The organism is Tannerella forsythia 92A2 (genome assembly GCF_000238215.1).
Classification (GTDB): Bacteria; Bacteroidota; Bacteroidia; order Bacteroidales; family Tannerellaceae; genus Tannerella; species Tannerella forsythia.
The window spans coordinates 1050707-1069934 of sequence record NC_016610.1 but is presented as its reverse complement, the minus strand read 5'-3'; the positions used below and the strand labels follow the sequence as shown (position 1 = coordinate 1069934).

11 protein-coding genes and 1 pseudogene are annotated in these 19228 nt (G+C 46.8%); 5 read left to right on the top strand and 7 right to left on the bottom strand.

The genetic code is table 11. The features are described 5' to 3' along the window. Nucleotides 1-6: 6 nt before the first annotated feature. Entirely contained in the window at nt 7-2067 is a 2061-nt protein-coding gene (locus BFO_RS04320; RefSeq protein WP_014224407.1) for an acetate--CoA ligase family protein, read from the bottom strand. Nucleotides 2068-2478: 411 nt separating this feature from the next. On the opposite strand from BFO_RS04320, the gene BFO_RS15515 reads away from it, so the two are divergent. Further along, nucleotides 2479-2685, top strand: a complete 207-nt coding sequence (locus BFO_RS15515; protein ID WP_141729104.1) for a hypothetical protein — start codon at nt 2479-2481, stop codon at nt 2683-2685. Nucleotides 2686-2721: 36 nt separating this feature from the next. Continuing rightward, nucleotides 2722-3051 carry a heavy-metal-associated domain-containing protein gene (locus BFO_RS04310; protein WP_041591116.1) on the top strand — a complete coding sequence of 110 codons (330 nt, stop codon included), beginning with the start codon at nt 2722-2724 and terminating at the stop codon, nt 3049-3051. A gap of 599 nt (nt 3052-3650) precedes the next feature. Here BFO_RS04310 and BFO_RS04305 read toward each other — a convergent pair. The 4 genes from BFO_RS04305 to BFO_RS14370 all read right to left on the bottom strand — a co-directional run bounded on the left by BFO_RS04305 (nt 3651) and on the right by BFO_RS14370 (nt 11499). Then, entirely contained in the window at nt 3651-4013 is a 363-nt protein-coding gene (locus tag BFO_RS04305; protein ID WP_014224403.1) for a BACON domain-containing protein, read from the bottom strand. Between the two features lie 37 nt (nt 4014-4050). Then, nucleotides 4051-5838, bottom strand: coding sequence for a RagB/SusD family nutrient uptake outer membrane protein (locus BFO_RS04300; RefSeq protein ID WP_014224402.1), 1788 nt, complete (start codon nt 5836-5838; stop codon nt 4051-4053). A gap of 2 nt (nt 5839-5840) precedes the next feature. Next, the gene (locus tag BFO_RS04295; protein ID WP_157755290.1) at nt 5841-9230 is read right to left on the bottom strand and encodes a TonB-dependent receptor; all 3390 of its coding nucleotides are present in this window, start codon (nt 9228-9230) and stop codon (nt 5841-5843) included. A gap of 1099 nt (nt 9231-10329) precedes the next feature. Next, the gene (locus tag BFO_RS14370; RefSeq protein ID WP_014224397.1) at nt 10330-11499 is read right to left on the bottom strand and encodes a leucine-rich repeat domain-containing protein; all 1170 of its coding nucleotides are present in this window, start codon (nt 11497-11499) and stop codon (nt 10330-10332) included. A gap of 219 nt (nt 11500-11718) precedes the next feature. Here BFO_RS14370 and BFO_RS14855 point away from each other — a divergent pair. From BFO_RS14855 to BFO_RS04270, 3 genes and pseudogenes are all read left to right on the top strand, one after another. Beyond that, nucleotides 11719-12477 (top strand): annotated as a pseudogene (locus BFO_RS14855) (hypothetical protein). Between the two features lie 630 nt (nt 12478-13107). Next, nucleotides 13108-15210, top strand: a complete 2103-nt coding sequence (locus BFO_RS04275) for an alpha amylase C-terminal domain-containing protein (RefSeq protein ID WP_014224396.1) — start codon at nt 13108-13110, stop codon at nt 15208-15210. Between the two features lie 80 nt (nt 15211-15290). Further along, nucleotides 15291-16265, top strand: coding sequence for a type I phosphomannose isomerase catalytic subunit (locus tag BFO_RS04270; RefSeq protein WP_041590667.1), 975 nt, complete (start codon nt 15291-15293; stop codon nt 16263-16265). Nucleotides 16266-16374: 109 nt separating this feature from the next. Here the strand turns inward: BFO_RS04270 and BFO_RS04265 are convergent, their stop codons facing one another. After that, nucleotides 16375-17289, bottom strand: coding sequence for a DUF4959 domain-containing protein (locus tag BFO_RS04265; protein WP_014224394.1), 915 nt, complete (start codon nt 17287-17289; stop codon nt 16375-16377). Nucleotides 17290-17311: 22 nt separating this feature from the next. Continuing rightward, nucleotides 17312-19201 (bottom strand): RagB/SusD family nutrient uptake outer membrane protein, encoded by a 1890-nt coding sequence (locus BFO_RS04260; RefSeq protein ID WP_014224393.1) that lies wholly within the window; start codon nt 19199-19201, stop codon nt 17312-17314. Nucleotides 19202-19228: the final 27 nt, after the last annotated feature.

The following is a 19228-nucleotide window of genomic DNA, read 5'->3' as shown; positions in this document are numbered from 1 at the left end:
TCCCGCTCATTTCTCTACTCGGATACGTGCATCGACTGCGATGATGCCTTTCTCCGTAGCCAGCAGCGGATTAAGATCAAGCTCCTTGATCTCGGTTGCGAAACGAAGCAAAGTAGAGAGGCGCACGATAAATTCAGCAAATTGATGTTCGTTTACGCCTTTCTGTCCGCGGGTGCCTTTGAATATCTTATAAGCTCTCAACGAGCGGATCATCGAATAAGCTTCTTCGTATTCGAGGGGTGCGAGCCCCGAAGCCACATCGCCCAGTACTTCCACAAAGATACCTCCCAGACCGCACAATACGATATGTCCGAACCGGTCTTCGTACTTGGCGCCGATAAACAGCTCCGTTCCTTTCAGCATGGGCTGAATCATCACAGCTCTGACACCCGGCAACTTCATCATACGCCTGAACTCCAACGAAAGATGTTCCTCCGTTTTGATGTTTAGCGCCACTCCGCCGATATCGGTTTTGTGTACGGGGCCGACTACTTTGGCAACAACCGGAAAACCTGTCTGACGTGCGAAAGCCAACACTTCTTCCTCGCTTGTCGACACACATTCTTCGACCATGGCCAACCCCGCCGCCTTCAGCAGGATTTGCATGTCGGAAGGTTGCAGGTACCCGTTCTCGTCGATCCGGTCGATCGTGCGGCGGATCAGAGGGATATCGACTCCCTGCAATTCGATTTGTCCTGCCGTCGGTTTAGGCGTATTCACTACACGCGATACGGCGCTTGCCAAGGCTACTTCGTCGGAGAAGTTTACCCCACCTGCACGAATAAAATCTTCGACTTCTTTGGATGAATTGACAATCGACGGAAGAATAGGAAACACCGGTTTAGTGCATGTTTCCGACTTTTGGCGGATCATTTCCAACGCATCCGAGATTTTTCCCAATCCTGTGCTCCCGAAGATGGTAGCGATGGCATCCGTTTCGGGAAAATGCTGATCCGCATAGTCGATGGCCAGCCCCAGATCGGCCGCAGAGCCTGTTCCCAGGATATCGATCGGATTGGATACGGACGAGCCGGGCAACAAGCGTGATTTCAGTTCTTCGGCCCTCTTGCCCTGATAGGCCGGAACACCCAAACCACCGCGCGAGAGGGCATCAGTAAGAATCACCGCCGGGCCACCGGCATGGGTAACGACAGCGAAATTCTTGCCATGGATATCTTTCAAGGTGAAGACACAGGCTACAGTAGCCAGCTCTTCGCGGCTGTAACAACGCACAATACCGGCTTTTCGGAATAATGCCTCCACCGCCGAATCGCTCGATGCCAAAGCGCCCGTGTGGGATGAGGCCGCTCTCATGCCGCTTTCCGAGCAGCCGCTCTTAATGGCTGCAATCTTGCATCCCTTGCGTATCAGGGACGATGCATGATAAAGCAATTTATCAGGGTCTTTGATGTTTTCGATATATAATAACTTGATCTTAGAGTCTTCTTCCGGGTTGAAATGTTCGTCCATATACTCCAGAACCGCTTCGATGCCGATTTGCGAGGCATTCCCTACCGACCAGATCGAATTGAACCGAAGACCCTTCGGGATAGCACATTCCATGATAAACAGAGCAACGCCGCCGGAGGCCGAGATCAGATCGGCACCATTTGGGTGGAATTCCGGAACAGGAGCTGTGAATACGCTGTGATGATAACGGTTGGCCAGCCCTATGCAGTTGGGGCCGATGAGTGAGACACCCGCCTGCGAACAGATGCGCTGGATTTCTTTTTCAATCACCCCGCCCTCGGGTGTCTCTTCACTGAAACCTGATGAGATGATGATGATGGCTTTGGCTCCTTTCTGATGTACCAATACATCGACCGTTTCTTTACAAAATGATGAAGCAACGGCCAATACACCCATATCCACCTGTGGAAGATCGTGAACGGAAGGTGTCACTTTGATGCCTTGAATCTTTGTCTCTTTGGGGTTAACGATGTAGAGCTTCCCTGCAAATCCTCCGGTCAGGATATTCTTTACCATTTGCCCTCCCGGCTTGTTGATGTTATTCGAACCGCCAACAACGGCGATAGATTGCGGGTTTATCAATTGCTGTGTAATCATGTCTGTTCTCTTTTTTAATGAGTTATAAGTCGGACAAAAGTACAAAAAAATATTTAATACCCGATTTTCCCGTAGAAAATTTCTTTCTTTGCAAAGAGACAAACGAAACAAACATCATTGAAATAATAATTTGATATGTTTTTCAGGCATATATGTACTTTCTGTGCGCTGATCACGAGTAGTGGGATATATGGCCCAATTTACCGTGAAAGGTACGGTGCTTTTTGAGGGTGCTGACAAAGCGGCGGGTGCGACGTTGCATCTGTTGCAGTCGCGTACGGTAGCGACTGATTACGCTCGGATATCGGACGCCCGTTTACCGGTGGCAGTTCGATGCGACGGCGCAGTTCAACGGGCCCGGCACGTTACCGATTCCCGATGCAAAAAACCCATTGTGGGAGAAAACCTACGATGCTTATACGCTCGTCGGCGCGCAGATCACGAAGCGGTTTAAGAAGCTGTCCGTTGTATGTGGGGGTGGAAAACCTGTTTGACTTCACGCAACCGCACCCGATCGTTGCCTCATCCGATCCGTGGAGAGACGATTTCGATGCAACCATGGTCTGGGGACCTGTGTATGGGCGGAAAATCTACGGTGGTCTGCGGTGGAATTTATAATCATGTATTAACCATATAAAAAGAAGAAAAATGAAAATGAAAACAAAAACAATTCAATGGATGATGTGCTGTTTGATGCTGCTGATCGGGAGTGATGCGGTAGCACAGAAAGAGGCGAAGAAAAAGGAAGCGCAGACGACGTTTGCCGTAGAAATCATGTGCGATAATTGCATCAAAAACATTAAAAAAAAGAATATCGCTTACGAGAAAGGCGTGAAAAACCTGAAAATCGACTCCGAAAATCAGAAGGTAACGGTGATTTATAATCCCCGGAAGACGAATCCCGAAAAACTGATTGAGGCATTTAAGAAGATCGGGAAAGAAGCCACTCCGATTGAAGAAGTCCCTTTGAAAAAAGACAACTGAAAGAAGCAGAAGCAATCCGGACTGTTCAAGTGAGCGCCGCGAGTTTTACGGTTTCAGATACAACTGTGTTTTTTGCAGTCGACGGATTGCTGCAACCCATAAGAGGAGATTGTCATCCAGATATACATTGACAAAAGGTGTAGGCAACTCTTTCACACGAACGAAAACCTCACTGATACCCCACTGATCGATACCGGAGGATAAACGAATGGCATCGGCGATGTTTTTTATTCGGGCTTTGCACCGAAATCAGAAACGGCTGAATGAAAAGCAGACAAGATTGTCTTGAAATTGGTCATTTCTGAGCTTATCGAAGTTCGATCGTGCACTGAAATCAGACTTCATTGTCCTGAAATCAGCCGATGTTGTCCCGAAAACAGACATGTATTGATCGGAAAGCAGAGTTGCGTCTCTGAAAAAAGCGTAACTTTGCCGTAAAAAACGACAAAATGTCAGGGAAACCTTTCGGACGTTTGGTTGTTGATTGGTTCGATTGTTTGCTGACTAACACATAACAATCATTGTTATCCGATAAAACTTTTTACAAGAAATAAAAAGTTTTATCAGACAGCAATGTTAACAACTCCACAAGTATGAGCTTACTGCTGATTGATGGTAATCAGAACGGAGGGTTGTTTAAATGTCGGGTAAACGGTGATTTCGGCTTTTCGTGATGTCCCGGAATTGTTCTTGTCGATAGTCAGCGTTACTTTCCCGTCTCCCGATCCATATTTCTTCGATACCTTGCACCACGTCGCTGAGGATTCAACCCACCAGCCTAAATTACCGGCCGCAATGACCAACTCAATGTTTCCGCCATCCTTCGATACGGACTGTACTGTTTGAGGGGTTACCGAGAATGCAGAAGGAACCGGATAATATGCTCCTTCATTTTTGTCGCATGAGGGAATTACCGCTATTCCTACCCAAATGATAGCTATGATATAAATGACTCTTTTCATTTTTTTCTGTTTTTGACTGTTTGATTATTTTTTTTGTTTACCATCCCGGGTTTTGTTTCCATAGTCCTTCGGTAAGGCTTATCATGCGTTCCTGAATTGGCAACAGATAATCTCGGTTTGTCTTAAATCCGAATCCGGCAGGTAATATGACCTTGTACGGGTCAATATATCCCTGATCGTTGATCTGAATATTTTTTCCGGGGACTAAAACTCCTTTATAATACCCGTTGGAAGTGTTTTGCTCCTGTAAGGTACTGCCCGTGAAAAGAGCGCCTGACGGACGCTTCCCGACAATCAGTTCATCGGCTGCTGCCCAACGAAGGATATCGTCGAAACGGAGGCCTTCACAAGCCAGTTCTATGCGCCGTTCGCGTCGAACGACTTGGATGTACTTATTCAGGTGATGGAACGGATAAGCCGGATCGGTATTGTATTCTCGATCGAAGTCGATTTCGGGCATCTTCACACGGTCACGCAGAGGTTTAAGTGCTGCTTTGATCAGATGTTCATTCGCGGCACCGTCCAGTTCTGCCAATGCTTCGGCATACATTAACAAGACTTCGGCATACCGGCGCTGAATGGCAGGCGCCTGCGCTTTGTGTTCTCCCGTCACAGAGGCTGCATAGGACGTGTTGTATTCGTTGAATTTAAGCAATGAATATCCCGTTGTGTTCTGATGATATGTCGTTACATGCAATGGCGGGAATTGATAGACTAATCCGTCAGGTTTCATCTGTGTTCCGGGTGTACAGACAGTTTGTGACAGACGCGGATCGCGCACGGAAGGTGACAGCTCGTTCCCGTAGGTTTTTTGTGCAACGGCACGCTCCGAGGCCGTAAAGATTTTCCCTTCTGCGGTCAGATAGTCGTCGATCAGCGAACGGGAGATACCGGTTTGTCCGCCTCCTTCGTTAATGTAGCGCGTCACACTGTGTCCGATGTTCTCGGCTGCGTTGTATTTCTTCCACCAGAGCACTTCCCTGTTTGCTGACAGATCAAGGGTGACAAAAAGATTCTGGTAAGGTTTATCGCCTGTTGAATAAATCGCCCACACACCCCGGTCGATGATGGCTTTTGCGGCATCGCGTGCCTGTTCAAAATAATTCTTTATTTTGTCATCCGTCACCTCTTTGCTGTAGAAGGCATCGTTTTTGGCTTTGTGGTATTTTTGCCAAGTTGCTTCGAATAATGCGATTTCGGATTTAAGTGCACGGGCTACGTCGCGATGTACCCGCATCGTAGCATTGGAATTTTGCTCGCTCAGATGGGCAATGGCTTGATTCAGATCGGCCAGAATGTGATCGACAACCACTAACCTCGAATTGCGCGGCACGTTAGCCTCACTCATCTCCAGCATGTCTTCTACCCATGCGACATCGCCGTAGTCTCTGACTAGCTGAAAGTAATACCATGCACGGAAGTAATACGCTTCGCCAAGGCATTGTCTCTTTTCTGCACTCTCTTCTTTATTATTCCCCGCATTGGCAAGCATAAAGTTGAGGTTGCGAATATGATTGTAATTCGACAAGTTTGAGGCGTTACTTAAAGTCATCAACCCCGACAGCCGTACCTGAGGCGATGCACCCACCATATTGTCACTGCACATATCGCCGAAAGCGATTCCGCCAGCACCCAGTCCTCCGGGATGGATTTTCACGCCGCTTTCGTAAAACTGATTGAGGTATTTCTGCATCTCGGAAGACGAACTCAACGCGTTGGCTGATGAGAGCATTCCTTCCGGAGATTTATCCAAATCGAAACATCCGGAAAGCGTGATTGCGATTCCGAAAGAAATAAGTACGGGTATATAGTGAATCTTTTTCATCTCTATTGTAAATTAAGAATTAAACCGACCGAATAAACTCTGTTGAGCGGATAGTTTTTACCGCCGGCACCCGAAACAAAGACCAGTTCGGGATCGAAGAACCCAATCATACGGGTGAGCGTAAACAGATTTTCGCCCGAAACAAAGAGTTGTGCTTTGCTCAGACGTGCTTTCCGTATCCAATGTTGTGGCAAGTCGTAGCTTACGGTCAGATTCTTCAACCGGATATACGAAGCGTCCTGCATGTAGTAATCGGATACGGTATTGATGGTTTTGGCATTAAAGGTACCGTTATTTCCTGCTCCCGAAATGTAGGGTTTCGTAAAATAAGCATTGGGATTATCTTCACGCCAATAATCGAGATGTTCTTTAAATACGGTGACTTGAGCGAATGGTCCCGCACCTGAGAAGTAGTTTGAACCGGCGGGGGAGTAATCACGTTTGCCGACTCCCTGAAACAGCATGCTGACCGTTAGGTTTTTATAGCTGATCTGGCCGTTCAGCGAAAATTGATAGCGCGGTGTCGAATTTCCGATGATACTCATATCGCCCATATCGTTCAGCACGTTTGTTCCCCGGTTGATTTTTCCGTCTTGATTCAGGTCGGTAAACTTCAAATCGCCGGGTTCAAATTTCCGTGCCGTAAGATATGAGGCATTAATCGTCTTATTATACTCATCCGCTTCGGCTTGAGTTTGAATAATCCCGGAAACTTTGTAGCCCCAATATTCGCCCACATTGCGTCCTTCGTACCATCTTCTTGCCGGATCGGAAAACGTTGGATTCCGATATGTTAATACGGTAGATTGTGCATCGGAGATCATGACGCCCACCGAGTAATCAATTTCTTTGCCGATTTTTCCGCGATAATGAAGACTCAGTTCCCATCCACGGCTGCGCATCACGGCATTGTTGGCATTCGGAGGTGCGGCTCCAAACATATCGGCCACGTCTTCGCTGGGACCTAACATATCTCTGGTAATGCGTTCAAAGATATCGAAAGTACCTGTAAGGCGGTTGTTAAAGAGACCGAAATCGATACCGGCATTTTTACTCTCAACTTTTTCCCATGTTACGTGGGCAATGGTTGGTTTAGGTCCTTGAATGTACATATCACGTCCGTCGGCAAAATACCAGTTCCCCTGATTTACAATCCCCATCGTTTCGGTGAATGTATAAAGGCCGGCGCCACTCTGATTGCCCAGGTTTCCATACGAGGCTCTCAGTTTAATTGTGTTTAGCACGTCGGTAACAGACTCCATGAAATGCTCGTGTGTAACATTCCATCCTACGGAGACGGAAGGGAACCATCCCCAACGGTTAGAAGACGCAAACCGGGACGAACCGTCGTAACGGCCATTTAATTCGAGCAAGTATTTTCCGTCATAATCATAATTGATACGTCCGAAGAATCCCCGCGTAGCCCAGCCGTTACGATTTTCGGTCGGTGTTTTATCGCCGGTGGCCAGATTGATTCCCGGATTGGTAGAGCTGATCAGCCCGACAACCTTCGTATGTAGCATCTTGAATGCGTTATCTTCTTCCTGATAACCTGCCATCACGTTAAAATTGTTATTCTTGTTCAGCGTAAACGAATAATTGCTGTAAATACTGATGGCTTGATATTGCGATGCGCTCATGGAGCGCAAGTATGAGCCGGCATCGGGGATACCTAACTCGGAGCGGGTATTTTGCTTGTACGACGTTTCGTCGATTCCGATAAAAGTGGCCGGTGTGGCAAGAGCATCGTAATCGGTTGTTCCTTTTTTGTAAGTGTAATCCATAAAAATACGCCAGTTCTTGATGGGCTCTAACTCAAAACCGGCTGTTATTATCCAATTGTTATGAATGGTATTTGTATATGTGCCCGATTGCAGATAAGGGACTTGTGAGAGTTCGGAGAAGTTGCCGTTCAGATCGTAAGGTGATACCGTAGCCCGGAAACGTGCCAAACCATGGTAAAACATTTTCTCGTTGATGGCGCCATCTCCGAAAGGAGACTTTTTATTTCCTTGGGCATACTTCGTATTGATTTTGAATTTGAGCCGGTCGGTAAGCTGCGATGACAGGCTGGCGTTGAGGTTGTAACGTTTGTAGTTGATGTCGGCATACCGCAACAGGCCTTCTTCGCCGTAATACCCTCCGGATACGTAATATTGAGCAACCTTGCTTCCTCCGGTAAAACTGATGTTGTGATTTTGCTTGAAGGCGTAATTCCGGTAATGGAACTTAAACCAGTCGGTGCTGCCTACGCCTCGCGAATTGTTCTCAAACATGGTACTCATGCTGTTGTTCGCTTTTACTCCCGGCCAGCTGTTAATGTCGGCAGGATTCTCCACATAACGTTTCAGCATTTCCAGTTGCGCCTCGGAATATTGAGGAGTTACTCCTGCATTCTTGTTTCCATCATTAAAAAACGTGGCAAATTCGTATCCGTTAGCCATCTCCGGCAAATTCAGCGCTTGTGACCAGCCGGTTGTTCCCTGATATGAGACGCACATCTTTCCATCTTGCCCTTTCCGGGTTGTAACCAGAATGACTCCGTAGGCTGCACGTGCACCGTAGATCGAAGCGGCTGCCGCATCTTTCAGCACCGAGATGCTGGCTACGTCATTCGGATTTATATCGGCCAGATTCATCTCTACCCCGTCGACGAGTACATAAGGGGCATCGCTTTTGCTCAAGTTACCCTGTCCGCGAATGTTAAGCGAATAACTTTGTCCCGGTGTACCTCCCGATCCGGGTATGGATGCCGTAAGTCCGGGAACAATACCTTGCAGACTTTGCGTGACGTTGACGACCGGGCGCTTTGCCAAATCCTCCCCTTCGACCGTGGCTACCGAGCCGGTGAGGTTCACTTTCTTCTGCACACCGTAACCAACGACTACCACTTCTTCGAGTTGCTTCGTGTCTTCGTGCATCACGATATCGAATGATGTTTTTCCACGGATTGAAATTTCCTGATCGCGATAACCGATGTACGAAATCTGTAATACGGCATCCGACGGCGTCTCGATCGTAAACTGGCCGTCTACATCGGTAATCGTACCATTCGAGGTATTTCCTTTCTCGACGATGGTTGCTCCGATCACAGGCTCACCCGAGGCATCGACAATACGTCCTCCGATCGAAGTCTTGCGTCTTTGTGCGGAAACCGGATGCTGTTGCTCTTCCACATTCTTTTCGATCAGTGCGATAATGTTCTTCTCGCCTTTCCGGTATTCGATATTCGTTTCGGAAAGCAGTTGTTTCATGGTTTCGTCGATACCGGAATTGGAAAGTTGCAGAGAAACGGTTTTCTCTAAACCGGGTAGCGATTCGTTGTAAAAGAATTTGTAATCGCTTACTTTCTCAATCTCTTTCAGTGCTTCTCGTAAGGGCTTGTTTTGCATATTCACGGTAATTTGCGCAAAAGCAGTGCTCGTCATAAACAAGAGCAGCAAAAAGATGACAGGCTTTGTTAATGAACATCTGTTTAAAAAGAGCTTTTTCTCCATACAAATCAGTTTAACAATTGTTTTTCATTTTCTCCCTAAACTTATGTGATTGGAATTTCCTTTTTCATTCTTTAGCTACAGGTTGAAAAAACAGTCTTTCACAAATCACACAAACGCTTATGGCTAATAAGAGTACAAAAGTACAAAGGGAATCCTTTAATGTAAGGTTAAAAATTAAATATTTTTAACCTTTTTTTTGCTTTGTTGGCACTGCCGAACCTTTCCGAACTTTCGCCTGACGTGATCCCCCCCTGCATCAACAAACATTCAAACAATCGAACGAATGAACAACCAAACGTCCGAAAGGTTTCCCTGACGTTTTGTCGTTTTTTACTGCAAACTTGTACTTTTTTCAGATATGCTTCTCTGATCAGGGTGTATAATCGCCTGACTTCTGGATGATTACGTCTGTTTTCGACACGTGTTTGAGTTTCTTGAAGCACTCGCTCGGGTGATTTCGGCACAACCTTGTCTGCTTTTCATTCAGCCGTTTCTGATTTCGGGGCAAAGCCCGAATAAAAAACATCGCCGATTTTCGGAGAGATTATACAACAAGTTGATTCTTTATTATTGCTGTCCGATAAAATGACTACTTTGGGGCATAGTTTGACGATGTTTGGTCAAAAAAATAAAGTTAAACAAAAGGGCTGATTTCCCCAAAAAAAGAGTCAGCCCTGATTTTTCTTTACATAACAAATATTCTTATCGGGCAGCAATAACTGTTTTTAGTGTTTTATCCGTGAAGGAATACAATATTTGCAAAACCAAAATTTTTGCCGAAGAAATGTACGGACTGGCTGCATAAACAAAAAAAGAGGCCGAATCGTTATGAGACAGCCCCATTTTTTACGTTATTATACGTTACGAATCGTATTCCGATATATTCGGAAATTCAGGGTCCGAATATCCATTATAATACATGAACGTATCGTTTCTGCTCGTAAATATCCGAGAAGACAGAGTGATAAACGAAGAATGAGGGAGGGATCACTTTTTATTTAACCAAGATTTTCTCTACCGTATCACCTATGCGTACAAGGTAGATTCCTTGGGCTAACGGTTCGATATGTTCGCCAGGCCCGAGTGTCAGTATTTTCACTGCCATACCGTTTACATTGTAGATTTGCACGGTCTGTGGTGCAGGCAGGGTAAGATACAGGATACCGTGGGCGACATAGATACGCAGGCCATCGATCCTTTCCTGATTGGCCACCTCTGCAATATACGCAAACTCTTTCCATACGGGAGTCGACTTGTAAGCCTGCACCTTGCCGGCAGGAACCTTCAGCGTAAGGCTCGAGAGGGCGACCTTTTTAAAAAGATTCTCCTCGACGATAAGCGGAACAGTCCACTGTGCCGTTACTTCTTTCAGTCCTGTACAATCGGCAAAGGCGTGGCTACCTATTTTCGTAATATTTGCCGAAAACGTGATGCTTGACAGCGCTTTACAAGAAGAGAAAGCGTAGCCTCCGATGGTGCTAATGCTGTTCGGCAGATGGATACTTTGCAGGGCTGTGCAACCCTCAAAGGCCCGGCTTCCGATTGTCTTTGCGCCGGTTGGGAGCGTGACGCTTTGCAACGTTGTACAATTGGAAAAACTGTAGCTCCCGATATCGTGAACACCGGCAGAGACGTTAAAGGTTGTCTCCATCTTCCCTGCAGGATAGTAGATCAGCTTGGTCTTGGCTTTGTCATAGAGCACACCGTCTGCGGAAGCAAAATGCATATTGCCGGCATCTACATCGAAGGTTGTCAAGGCCGTGCAGTTGACAAATGCTTGGCTCCTGATCGTTTTTATCCCGGAGGGAAGTGCAATGTTTTTCAGTGCCGTACACTTGGAGAAGGCTTGGTAACCCAACTCGGTAACAGAGGCTGGCAGGGTGATACTTGTCAGTTTCGAGCATTCGTAGAAGGCCCTTTTTCCAACCGTTTTAACACCGTCCGCAACAGTTATCTTTTCGATTTCGGCACGGAAAGCCTTCCAGGGCTGATCATCTTTAGAGGTATAGTCCGGCATGACTCCCGTTCCGGTGACGGCAAGGGTTTTGGTGTCAGCATGGTAGTTCCACTGAAGCGGCCCGGTGGTACCGCTTGTCTGTGCTTGTGCACTGAGGGGCACTAATAAAAGCCCCATCATCCATAAGGTAAAAATATTCGTTTTCATAGTTTTGTGTTTTTTGAAATCAGTTATTTATTCGCATCCGGTATTCAGCGTGCAGTCATCGACAAATAAACATTCATATTCATCCTTAAATCCGCAACATCATGATTTTAGTATAATTATAAACACCTGAGCAACTTTTTTGTTGCTCAGGATTTTGTCATGTCGAAAAAATCACTTATCTTAGTGTTGCAAAGCAAAATAAATCATTTATCGACCGACATGCCAAAGATACAAATAAAATCCGAGAAGCTCACTCCCTTCGGAGGTATATTTTCTGTAATGGATAAGTTTGAGCATGTTATGAGTCCGGTTATAGATAGAATCCTTGGACTCAGAGATGTGCTTCGTATGGCTATCGATATAGCGAAATTTTCCGTTCCTTGATGGCGGTTTATTTCTGTGGTGGCAATTGTATAGAGGATATATCCAATCATCTTCTCAGCCATCTCTCACTTCATCCTTCCTTGCGAACTTGCTCTTCCGATACTATACTCAGGGCGATAGATGAGCTCAAGACAGACAATATTACCTATGAGTCCACTCTTTGAACAAGTCTTATAATTTTAATTCCGCAGAGAAAGTAAATGAGCCTCTCCTCTGGATACATTATTACAATCGGGACAATTAGATACCAATACGGACTATATTATAGATTTTGACCATGAGTTTCTTGAAGCAGAAAAGTTTGATGCCAAACGAACCACCAACATTTGTTGGAACCATCTGCCTAAGTCCTTCATGGCAGAAAACGCCGTCTTCCTGATTCTTACCGCCATGATACGAAACTTCTACAAACTTCTCATGCAGGACGAGGACATCAAGGCGTTTGGATTGAAGCATACAAGCAGGATTAAGACCTTCGTATTCAAATTCATCACAGTACCTGCTAAAAGGATAAAGACAGCAAGGCAAAATATGCTGAACATATACACAAGCCAACACGCATACGCCTCTATCTTCAAGTTTGATTTTGGATAAGCCTTCAGTTTTTGTGGGAATATCATGCGCAGCCCTCCCCCTAAACGCTTGGTGGGGTAAGGGGAAGCTATGGCGTCTGCAAATAAATGAGCGATTTATCATACAAGGAAATTGATAAAATACTATGAAATTTAATTAGTGCTTTACTATATCAAGGATTATAATAAAGTTGCGGAATTAAGGATCTTTTTAGAATCATTATTTTTATATGTTATACAACATATAAACGGTATTCTGCGAATTGGATTTTTGATAACTGTCTGGATATTTGTGTGTTTATGGGGGGCAATATAATACATTCTGCCCATATGCAAGACAGAGTCCAAAATAGATTGTAGAAAGAATATTGGGGTGGTTTTCAATTTCAGTAGAAGTTTGGTGAAAGACTACGAAGTTTTAAATGGATGTAGCATTGCCTTTCTCCAACTGACCATGATTTAGAATTCTGCTTCATTGAATCAAAAAATAAAATTTAAACGCAGCCTGTGGGTGAATTGAAATTTATCTTGTAGCTTTGCATCGGTTGCGAAGATGGGCGTACATACGGCAAAAAACCGTAAAGCATGGGTTTAAGATAAGATGCTTCGTTGCTGATATGGTCTCTGGAATAAACATAAATAAGAACGGAAGATGGAAAAATTGACTCTAATTCAGAATGATCCTTGGCTGAAACCTTATTCGGACGCTATCGAAGGACGTTATCACCGTGTGATAGAAAAAGAGAAAACATTAACCTGTGGCGGGAAACAAACCCTTGCCGAATTCGCATCGGGTTATCTGTATTTCGGATTGCACCGGACGGAGGATGGATGGGTGTTCCGTGAATGGGCGCCGCATGCCACAGCTATCTATCTGATAGGGACGTTCAACAGCTGGGAAAAGAACGAGAGTTATTGTCTGCAACCTCTCGACAACGGCAACTGGGAGATCGTTTTACCGGCTGCTGCCCTCCATCACGAAGATTTATACAAGTTACTCATCGAATGGGAAGGGGGCTGTGGAGAGCGTATCCCTGCATGGTGCCGTCGGGTGGTGCAGGACGAGCAGACCAAAATCTTCTCCGCGCAAGTCTGGGCGCCCGAAAATCCGTATCAGTTTGAAGTAAAGACATTCCGGCCGGATACGTCGCCACTGCTGATTTACGAGTGCCATATCGGTATGGCTTCAGAAGAGGAGAAGACAGGTACGTATGAGGAATTCCGTACACACGTTTTGCCGCGTATCGTGAAGGACGGCTATAATGCCGTACAAATCATGGCAATACAGGAGCATCCGTATTACGGCTCGTTCGGGTATCATGTGAGCAGCTTTTTCGCACCTTCGTCACGGTTCGGTACGCCCGACGAGTTGAAGCGTCTCATCGACGATGCCCATCGAATGGGGCTGACGGTGATCATGGATATTGTGCACAGTCATGCCGTGAAAAATGAAACAGAGGGGCTCGGACGTTTCGACGGTTCGTATCATCAGTATTTCCATACCGGTACCCGGCGTGAACATCAGGCATGGGACTCTCTCTGCTTCGATTACGGAAAGGACGAGGTGTTGCATTTTCTGCTGTCGAACTGCAAATACTGGCTGGATGAGTATCGCTTCGACGGTTTTCGTTTCGACGGTGTCACCTCGATGCTTTATTACAGCCATGGACTGGGCGAAGATTTCTTAAGCTACGGTGACTATTACAACGGTCATCAGGACGATGACGCGATAACATACCTGACGCTGGCTAACAAACTGATACACGAGGTTAATCCGCATGCCGTGACGATTGCGGAGGAAGTCAGCGGTATGCCGGGGCTGGCGGTTAAAGTAGCCGATGGTGGCTATGGGTTCGATTACCGCATGGCGATGAATATCCCGGATTTCTGGATCAAAATACTGAAGGAGAAGAAAGATGAAGACTGGCATCCTTCGGCCATCTGGTGGGAGACAACGAACCGGCGGGCCGATGAGAAGACCATCAGCTATGCCGAGAGTCACGATCAGGCGTTGGTAGGAGATAAAACGATCATCTTCCGTCTTATCGATGCCGATATGTACTGGCACATGCAGGCGGACGACCGACACTTTATGGTAGAGCGCGGACTGGCGCTTCATAAAATGATCCGGCTCGTGACGGCCACGACGATCAACGGCGGTTATCTGAATTTTATGGGGAACGAGTTCGGACATCCCGAATGGATCGATTTCCCGCGCGAAGGTAACGGCTGGTCGTACAAGTATGCTCGCCGACAGTGGAGTCTGGTCGATGCTCCGAACCTGAAATATCGCTTTCTGGGCGATTTTGACCGTGAGATGCTTGCGTTGATCCGCAGCGTAAAAGATTTTCAAGCGCTACCCGTGCAGAAGGTGTGGGATAACGACGGCGACCAGGTGCTGGCCTACATGCGTGGAGAATATGTGTTCGTCTTTAATTTCAGTCCTGCGCAGTCGTTTACCGATTATGGTCTCCTGACTCCTCCGGGCACTTACCGTACAGTACTAAATACGGATGACCCGCGTTTCGGAGGGAACGGATTAACCGACGATGCCATCGAGCATCTGACGCAATACGATCCGCTTTACGAAAAAGAATATAAAGGCTGGCTGAAACTGTATCTCCCGGCGCGCACGGCTATGGTATTGAAACGGCTACCTGAAGTTCGTTCATTATCGGTCGAACAAGGAGAGATGGAGAAAAGACGGGTACGGAAAAAACGATGCCACGCAAAAGGAAAGAATAACGTCATGTAAAAAGAGATGAATCATCTACTTAAACATGTACGATCAATGAAAACAAACAAAGCAGAACAAACAGTCAAACAACAAATAAAATAATGTATCCATATTTATTTCAACCGATTTTAAAGGAAATCATCTGGGGAGGGACGGATATCCGTCCGTTTAAGGGCATGACTCCTACACAGGAAAAGATAGGAGAGAGCTGGGAACTGTCGCATGTAGACGGCGATTTTTCCGTTGTAGCGTATGGTGCCGATAAAGGAAAAACGATCGACGAATTGATTCGCGAGTACGGTGAAAGTCTGCTGGGCAGTGAGGTGATGAAGCGGTTCGGAACACGCTTTCCGTTACTCATCAAGTTTATCGATGCCCGGGACGATCTTTCCATTCAGGTACACCCCGACGATGTGCTGGCCGAGAAACGTCATCACTCATTCGGAAAAACGGAGATGTGGTACGTAATCAAGGCTACCCCCGACGCTGCGTTGTATTGCGGCTTTTCGCAGCCCATCGATGCGGATGAATACGTGCGACGAGTTGAAGACAACAGTATTATGGAGGTGCTTAAGCGTTACGACGTGACAGCGGGCGACGTTTTCTTCCTGCCTGCCGGACGAGTGCATGCCATCGGCGCGGGATGCTTCATCGCCGAGATCCAGCAGACCAGCAATATCACGTACCGCATCTACGACTATAACCGCAAAGGTGCCGACGGCAAGGGACGCGAGTTGCATACCGAACTGGCCAAAGACGCGATCGACTATACGTTTCAGAGCGACTATCGGACGCATTATACGCCACAACCGGGCGCCGCCGTCGAGCTGGTGCAGTGCCCGTACTTCACCACTCGCTTGCTGGAGACGGAAACACCTATGATGCGCGATTATGCCACGCTCGATTCGTTTGTTGTTTATATCTGCATGGCCGGCTCCGTTGAGTTACGTGATGATAACGGCAACGAACTGACTGTTTCGCAGGGACAGACCGTGCTCTTTCCCGCAACAACACAGTCGGTTACCCTAAAGCCTGCACCACAGGCCAAATTGTTGGAAACTTATATCGCGTAAGCAAGAGTGACCGGCGCTTAAGCAAAGAGAGGCTTTGCACATAAGGGAAAGCACCCTCTACAGGTAAGGGAAAGGCGAGGGTGCTTTCCGAGACAATAAGATAAGTGAATTATAATACCGTCGTTTCTCCCGTTTCCGGATCATATATTTCTATTTTATACCGGTAAAGTTTTATTTCCGCCACAGAAAACCATTGTTGACTTCCGTGAGGCTCGAGTACTTCAAACCAGACATACTGCATCGGAGAAGGGAGAAGATATCCCGGAGAGACGACTTCCGTACCGCTACCTTCCGGCATTCCTCTGAATTCGGCCACTTTGTGTGCCGAGAAATCGGACGGACGGAAAGTTGTTCCGTCGAAGGCAGCACTCACCCAAAGGTTCATACTCTTGGGGCGATTATTGTTGTTGGCATGCGTGCGATTTTTCAGAAAGAAACTCAACGTTTGGACCGGATCGGGCATCTTCATCACAATATAATGCGGAAAAGGCTTGGGATTGCTCCAACTGAAATGAAGAATCGTTTTGTAATCATTATCGACCAGACTGGCTACCTGCCCTTCCTGATCGTTTTGAGGATTACTGGCCCAAATCTGCGTCGGGTCTACGGTCATCTGCTTTTTCGATTCGGAAACTACTTTCCTTATTTTAGGCAAGGCTTGTGCCTCGGCCGTCACGGTACGTACTTCACCTTCACGTCCGCGTTCGGTTACGGGCACTAATTTGAACTCGATGGGGCCATAGCGTTTCAACAAGTTGTCAATCACGATATGATCGGCATACATACTGGCTAAACGACGGTGTTCTTTTCCAGTGCCGGGGTGTTGGTAGGTTACCCGAATATAGTGATAATTGGCTGCTTCGGGAATCTTCCAACTTATCTTAACGGCGCCTTCCTGCGATTCGACCGCTAACGAAGATGCATCGATATTAACAGGCAAAGGACCTGAATCCTCTTTCTGGCATCCGGTATACGCAAACAATATCAAAGCGCCTGCGCAAGCATATAAAAATATCTTTCTCATAGTCCGTATAAATTGTTAGATGTTAGTAACCGGGATTATTGACAAGTTTGGGATTTCGGTTGATATCCGCACTCGGGATAGGCAACAGATAGTTTTTCGGAGACTCAAACTTGCGTTCAAACGCGATTTCTTTGAGTTGCGCGAAGTCGTCGATATTGTTCGCCTCGATATTCAAACCCTGTGCTTTTTTGCCGAAAGCCTTTTCTGCCAGCAGCCAGCGACGCATATCCCAGAAGTTTTGATTCTCAAGATAAAACTCAATCTGACGTTCCTGACGTACAATTTGGCGGAGTTTGGCCTGATCAAGTACGGCGATGCCATTCCAGGCAGTCTCTACCGTAGGGATTCCGGCACGCACCCGTACACGATTCAGGTAGGTCTTGGCCGTCTCCAAATCGTCCGTTTCTACGCATGCTTCGGCATAAGCCAGATACAGATCGGCCAGACGAATCACCGGCCACGGATAGACTAAACGGGTGAACCCCGACTTTTTCATGATCATGTTCGGGTCCGTCCCTTTCTTATTCAGGTATCCGGCGGGCGAATAGTTATTGGTACGGTTCTTTCGCCCCTGATTCCCATTCTTAAAAAAACTCAGTATGACACGTCCTCGCTCCGTCATATACGCAGGAATGGGATAGGCGTTGTCATCGCCGTTCAGTATTTCAAAGTAACCGCCCTGAAAACCGACCCATGCATAGAAGCGCGGTTCACGATTCAGGTTGAAAGCGATTGTCTTTTCTCCCTCTTTTCCGTAAGCGGCGTGTGCGGCATCGATACTGACGACCGCAAGTTTATTTTCCGACTTAAATGCCGGATCTTCATCCCACGGAAGACCATTCTTCGTATAAAAGCGGTTGAGCATAGCCCAAGTGAGAGAAACGCCATTTGCTCCGTTATCGGCCGATGTTCTTGCCATGGATTTGAGTTGCAGATCATAATATCCTTCGCCCCGCGTATCGGCAAACAGGACTTCCGGATTGGCAGCTCCTTTCCAGTCGAGCGTCAATGTACGCATGCGCCGTACCACTCCGACTTCGGGAAATCGATTGGCCGAGTTATCGCCGTTACGATAGGCATCATTCGCATACAGCGCATGTCCGCTGGTTTCGGCCAGATCGATGGCTTCTTTGATCGCTTCACGCGCCTTCACCCATTTCTGCGGATCATACGCAGCGGGCATGAGTAGCCTCCCTTGCCTGTCTTTGAAATCGGCATACATACTGTTTCCGTTGAAAAGCGGCGAAGCGGCATAAAGTCGCATTTTGGCTTTCACGGCTTTGGCCATCACGCTGGTTGCCAAACCGTATTGCGTCTTGATATCACGTTTGGGAGGAAGGTCTTTCGCAGCTTCGTCGAGCAGATCGCAAATCCAGTTCACACATTCGTCGAAAGGTTCCCGACCCGGATAGTCAGCGGCAAGAATATCGGTCGAAGGAGTTTCTTTAATGAGCAAAATCGGCCCGTAAGCACGCGCAAGCAAAAAATGATAATATGCGATCAGGAATTTGGCCTGAGCTCGATAATCTTTCTTCTCATCGATGGTCGTATCGGGAAATTTGTCGATTCTTTCCATAAACATGTAACATTGCCGAAGCCCTTGAAAGAACGTGTTCCAATACGAAATTACGGGTGCCGATGCCGAATAGTTTCCCTTCGGGAAAGCAGCGAATGTTTCGTGCTCGAAAGCGGTGATCACCTCATCACCCGTAAGGAGGTCAAGTCCTCCCGGCGTATTGGCGGGGTTAGGCAGGTAGGCGTAACACGAGTACAGATAATCGATCCCGTTGTTGCGTCCGGCATACGTGTCGGTATCCGTAGTCCGTTCATCAGGTACGACATCCAAAAAGTTGCAGGAAGCAAAGCCTGCCACAATCAGTACTAAAACAAGTATTTTATATCCTATCTTCATGATCTTTATATATTAATCGAACAAACA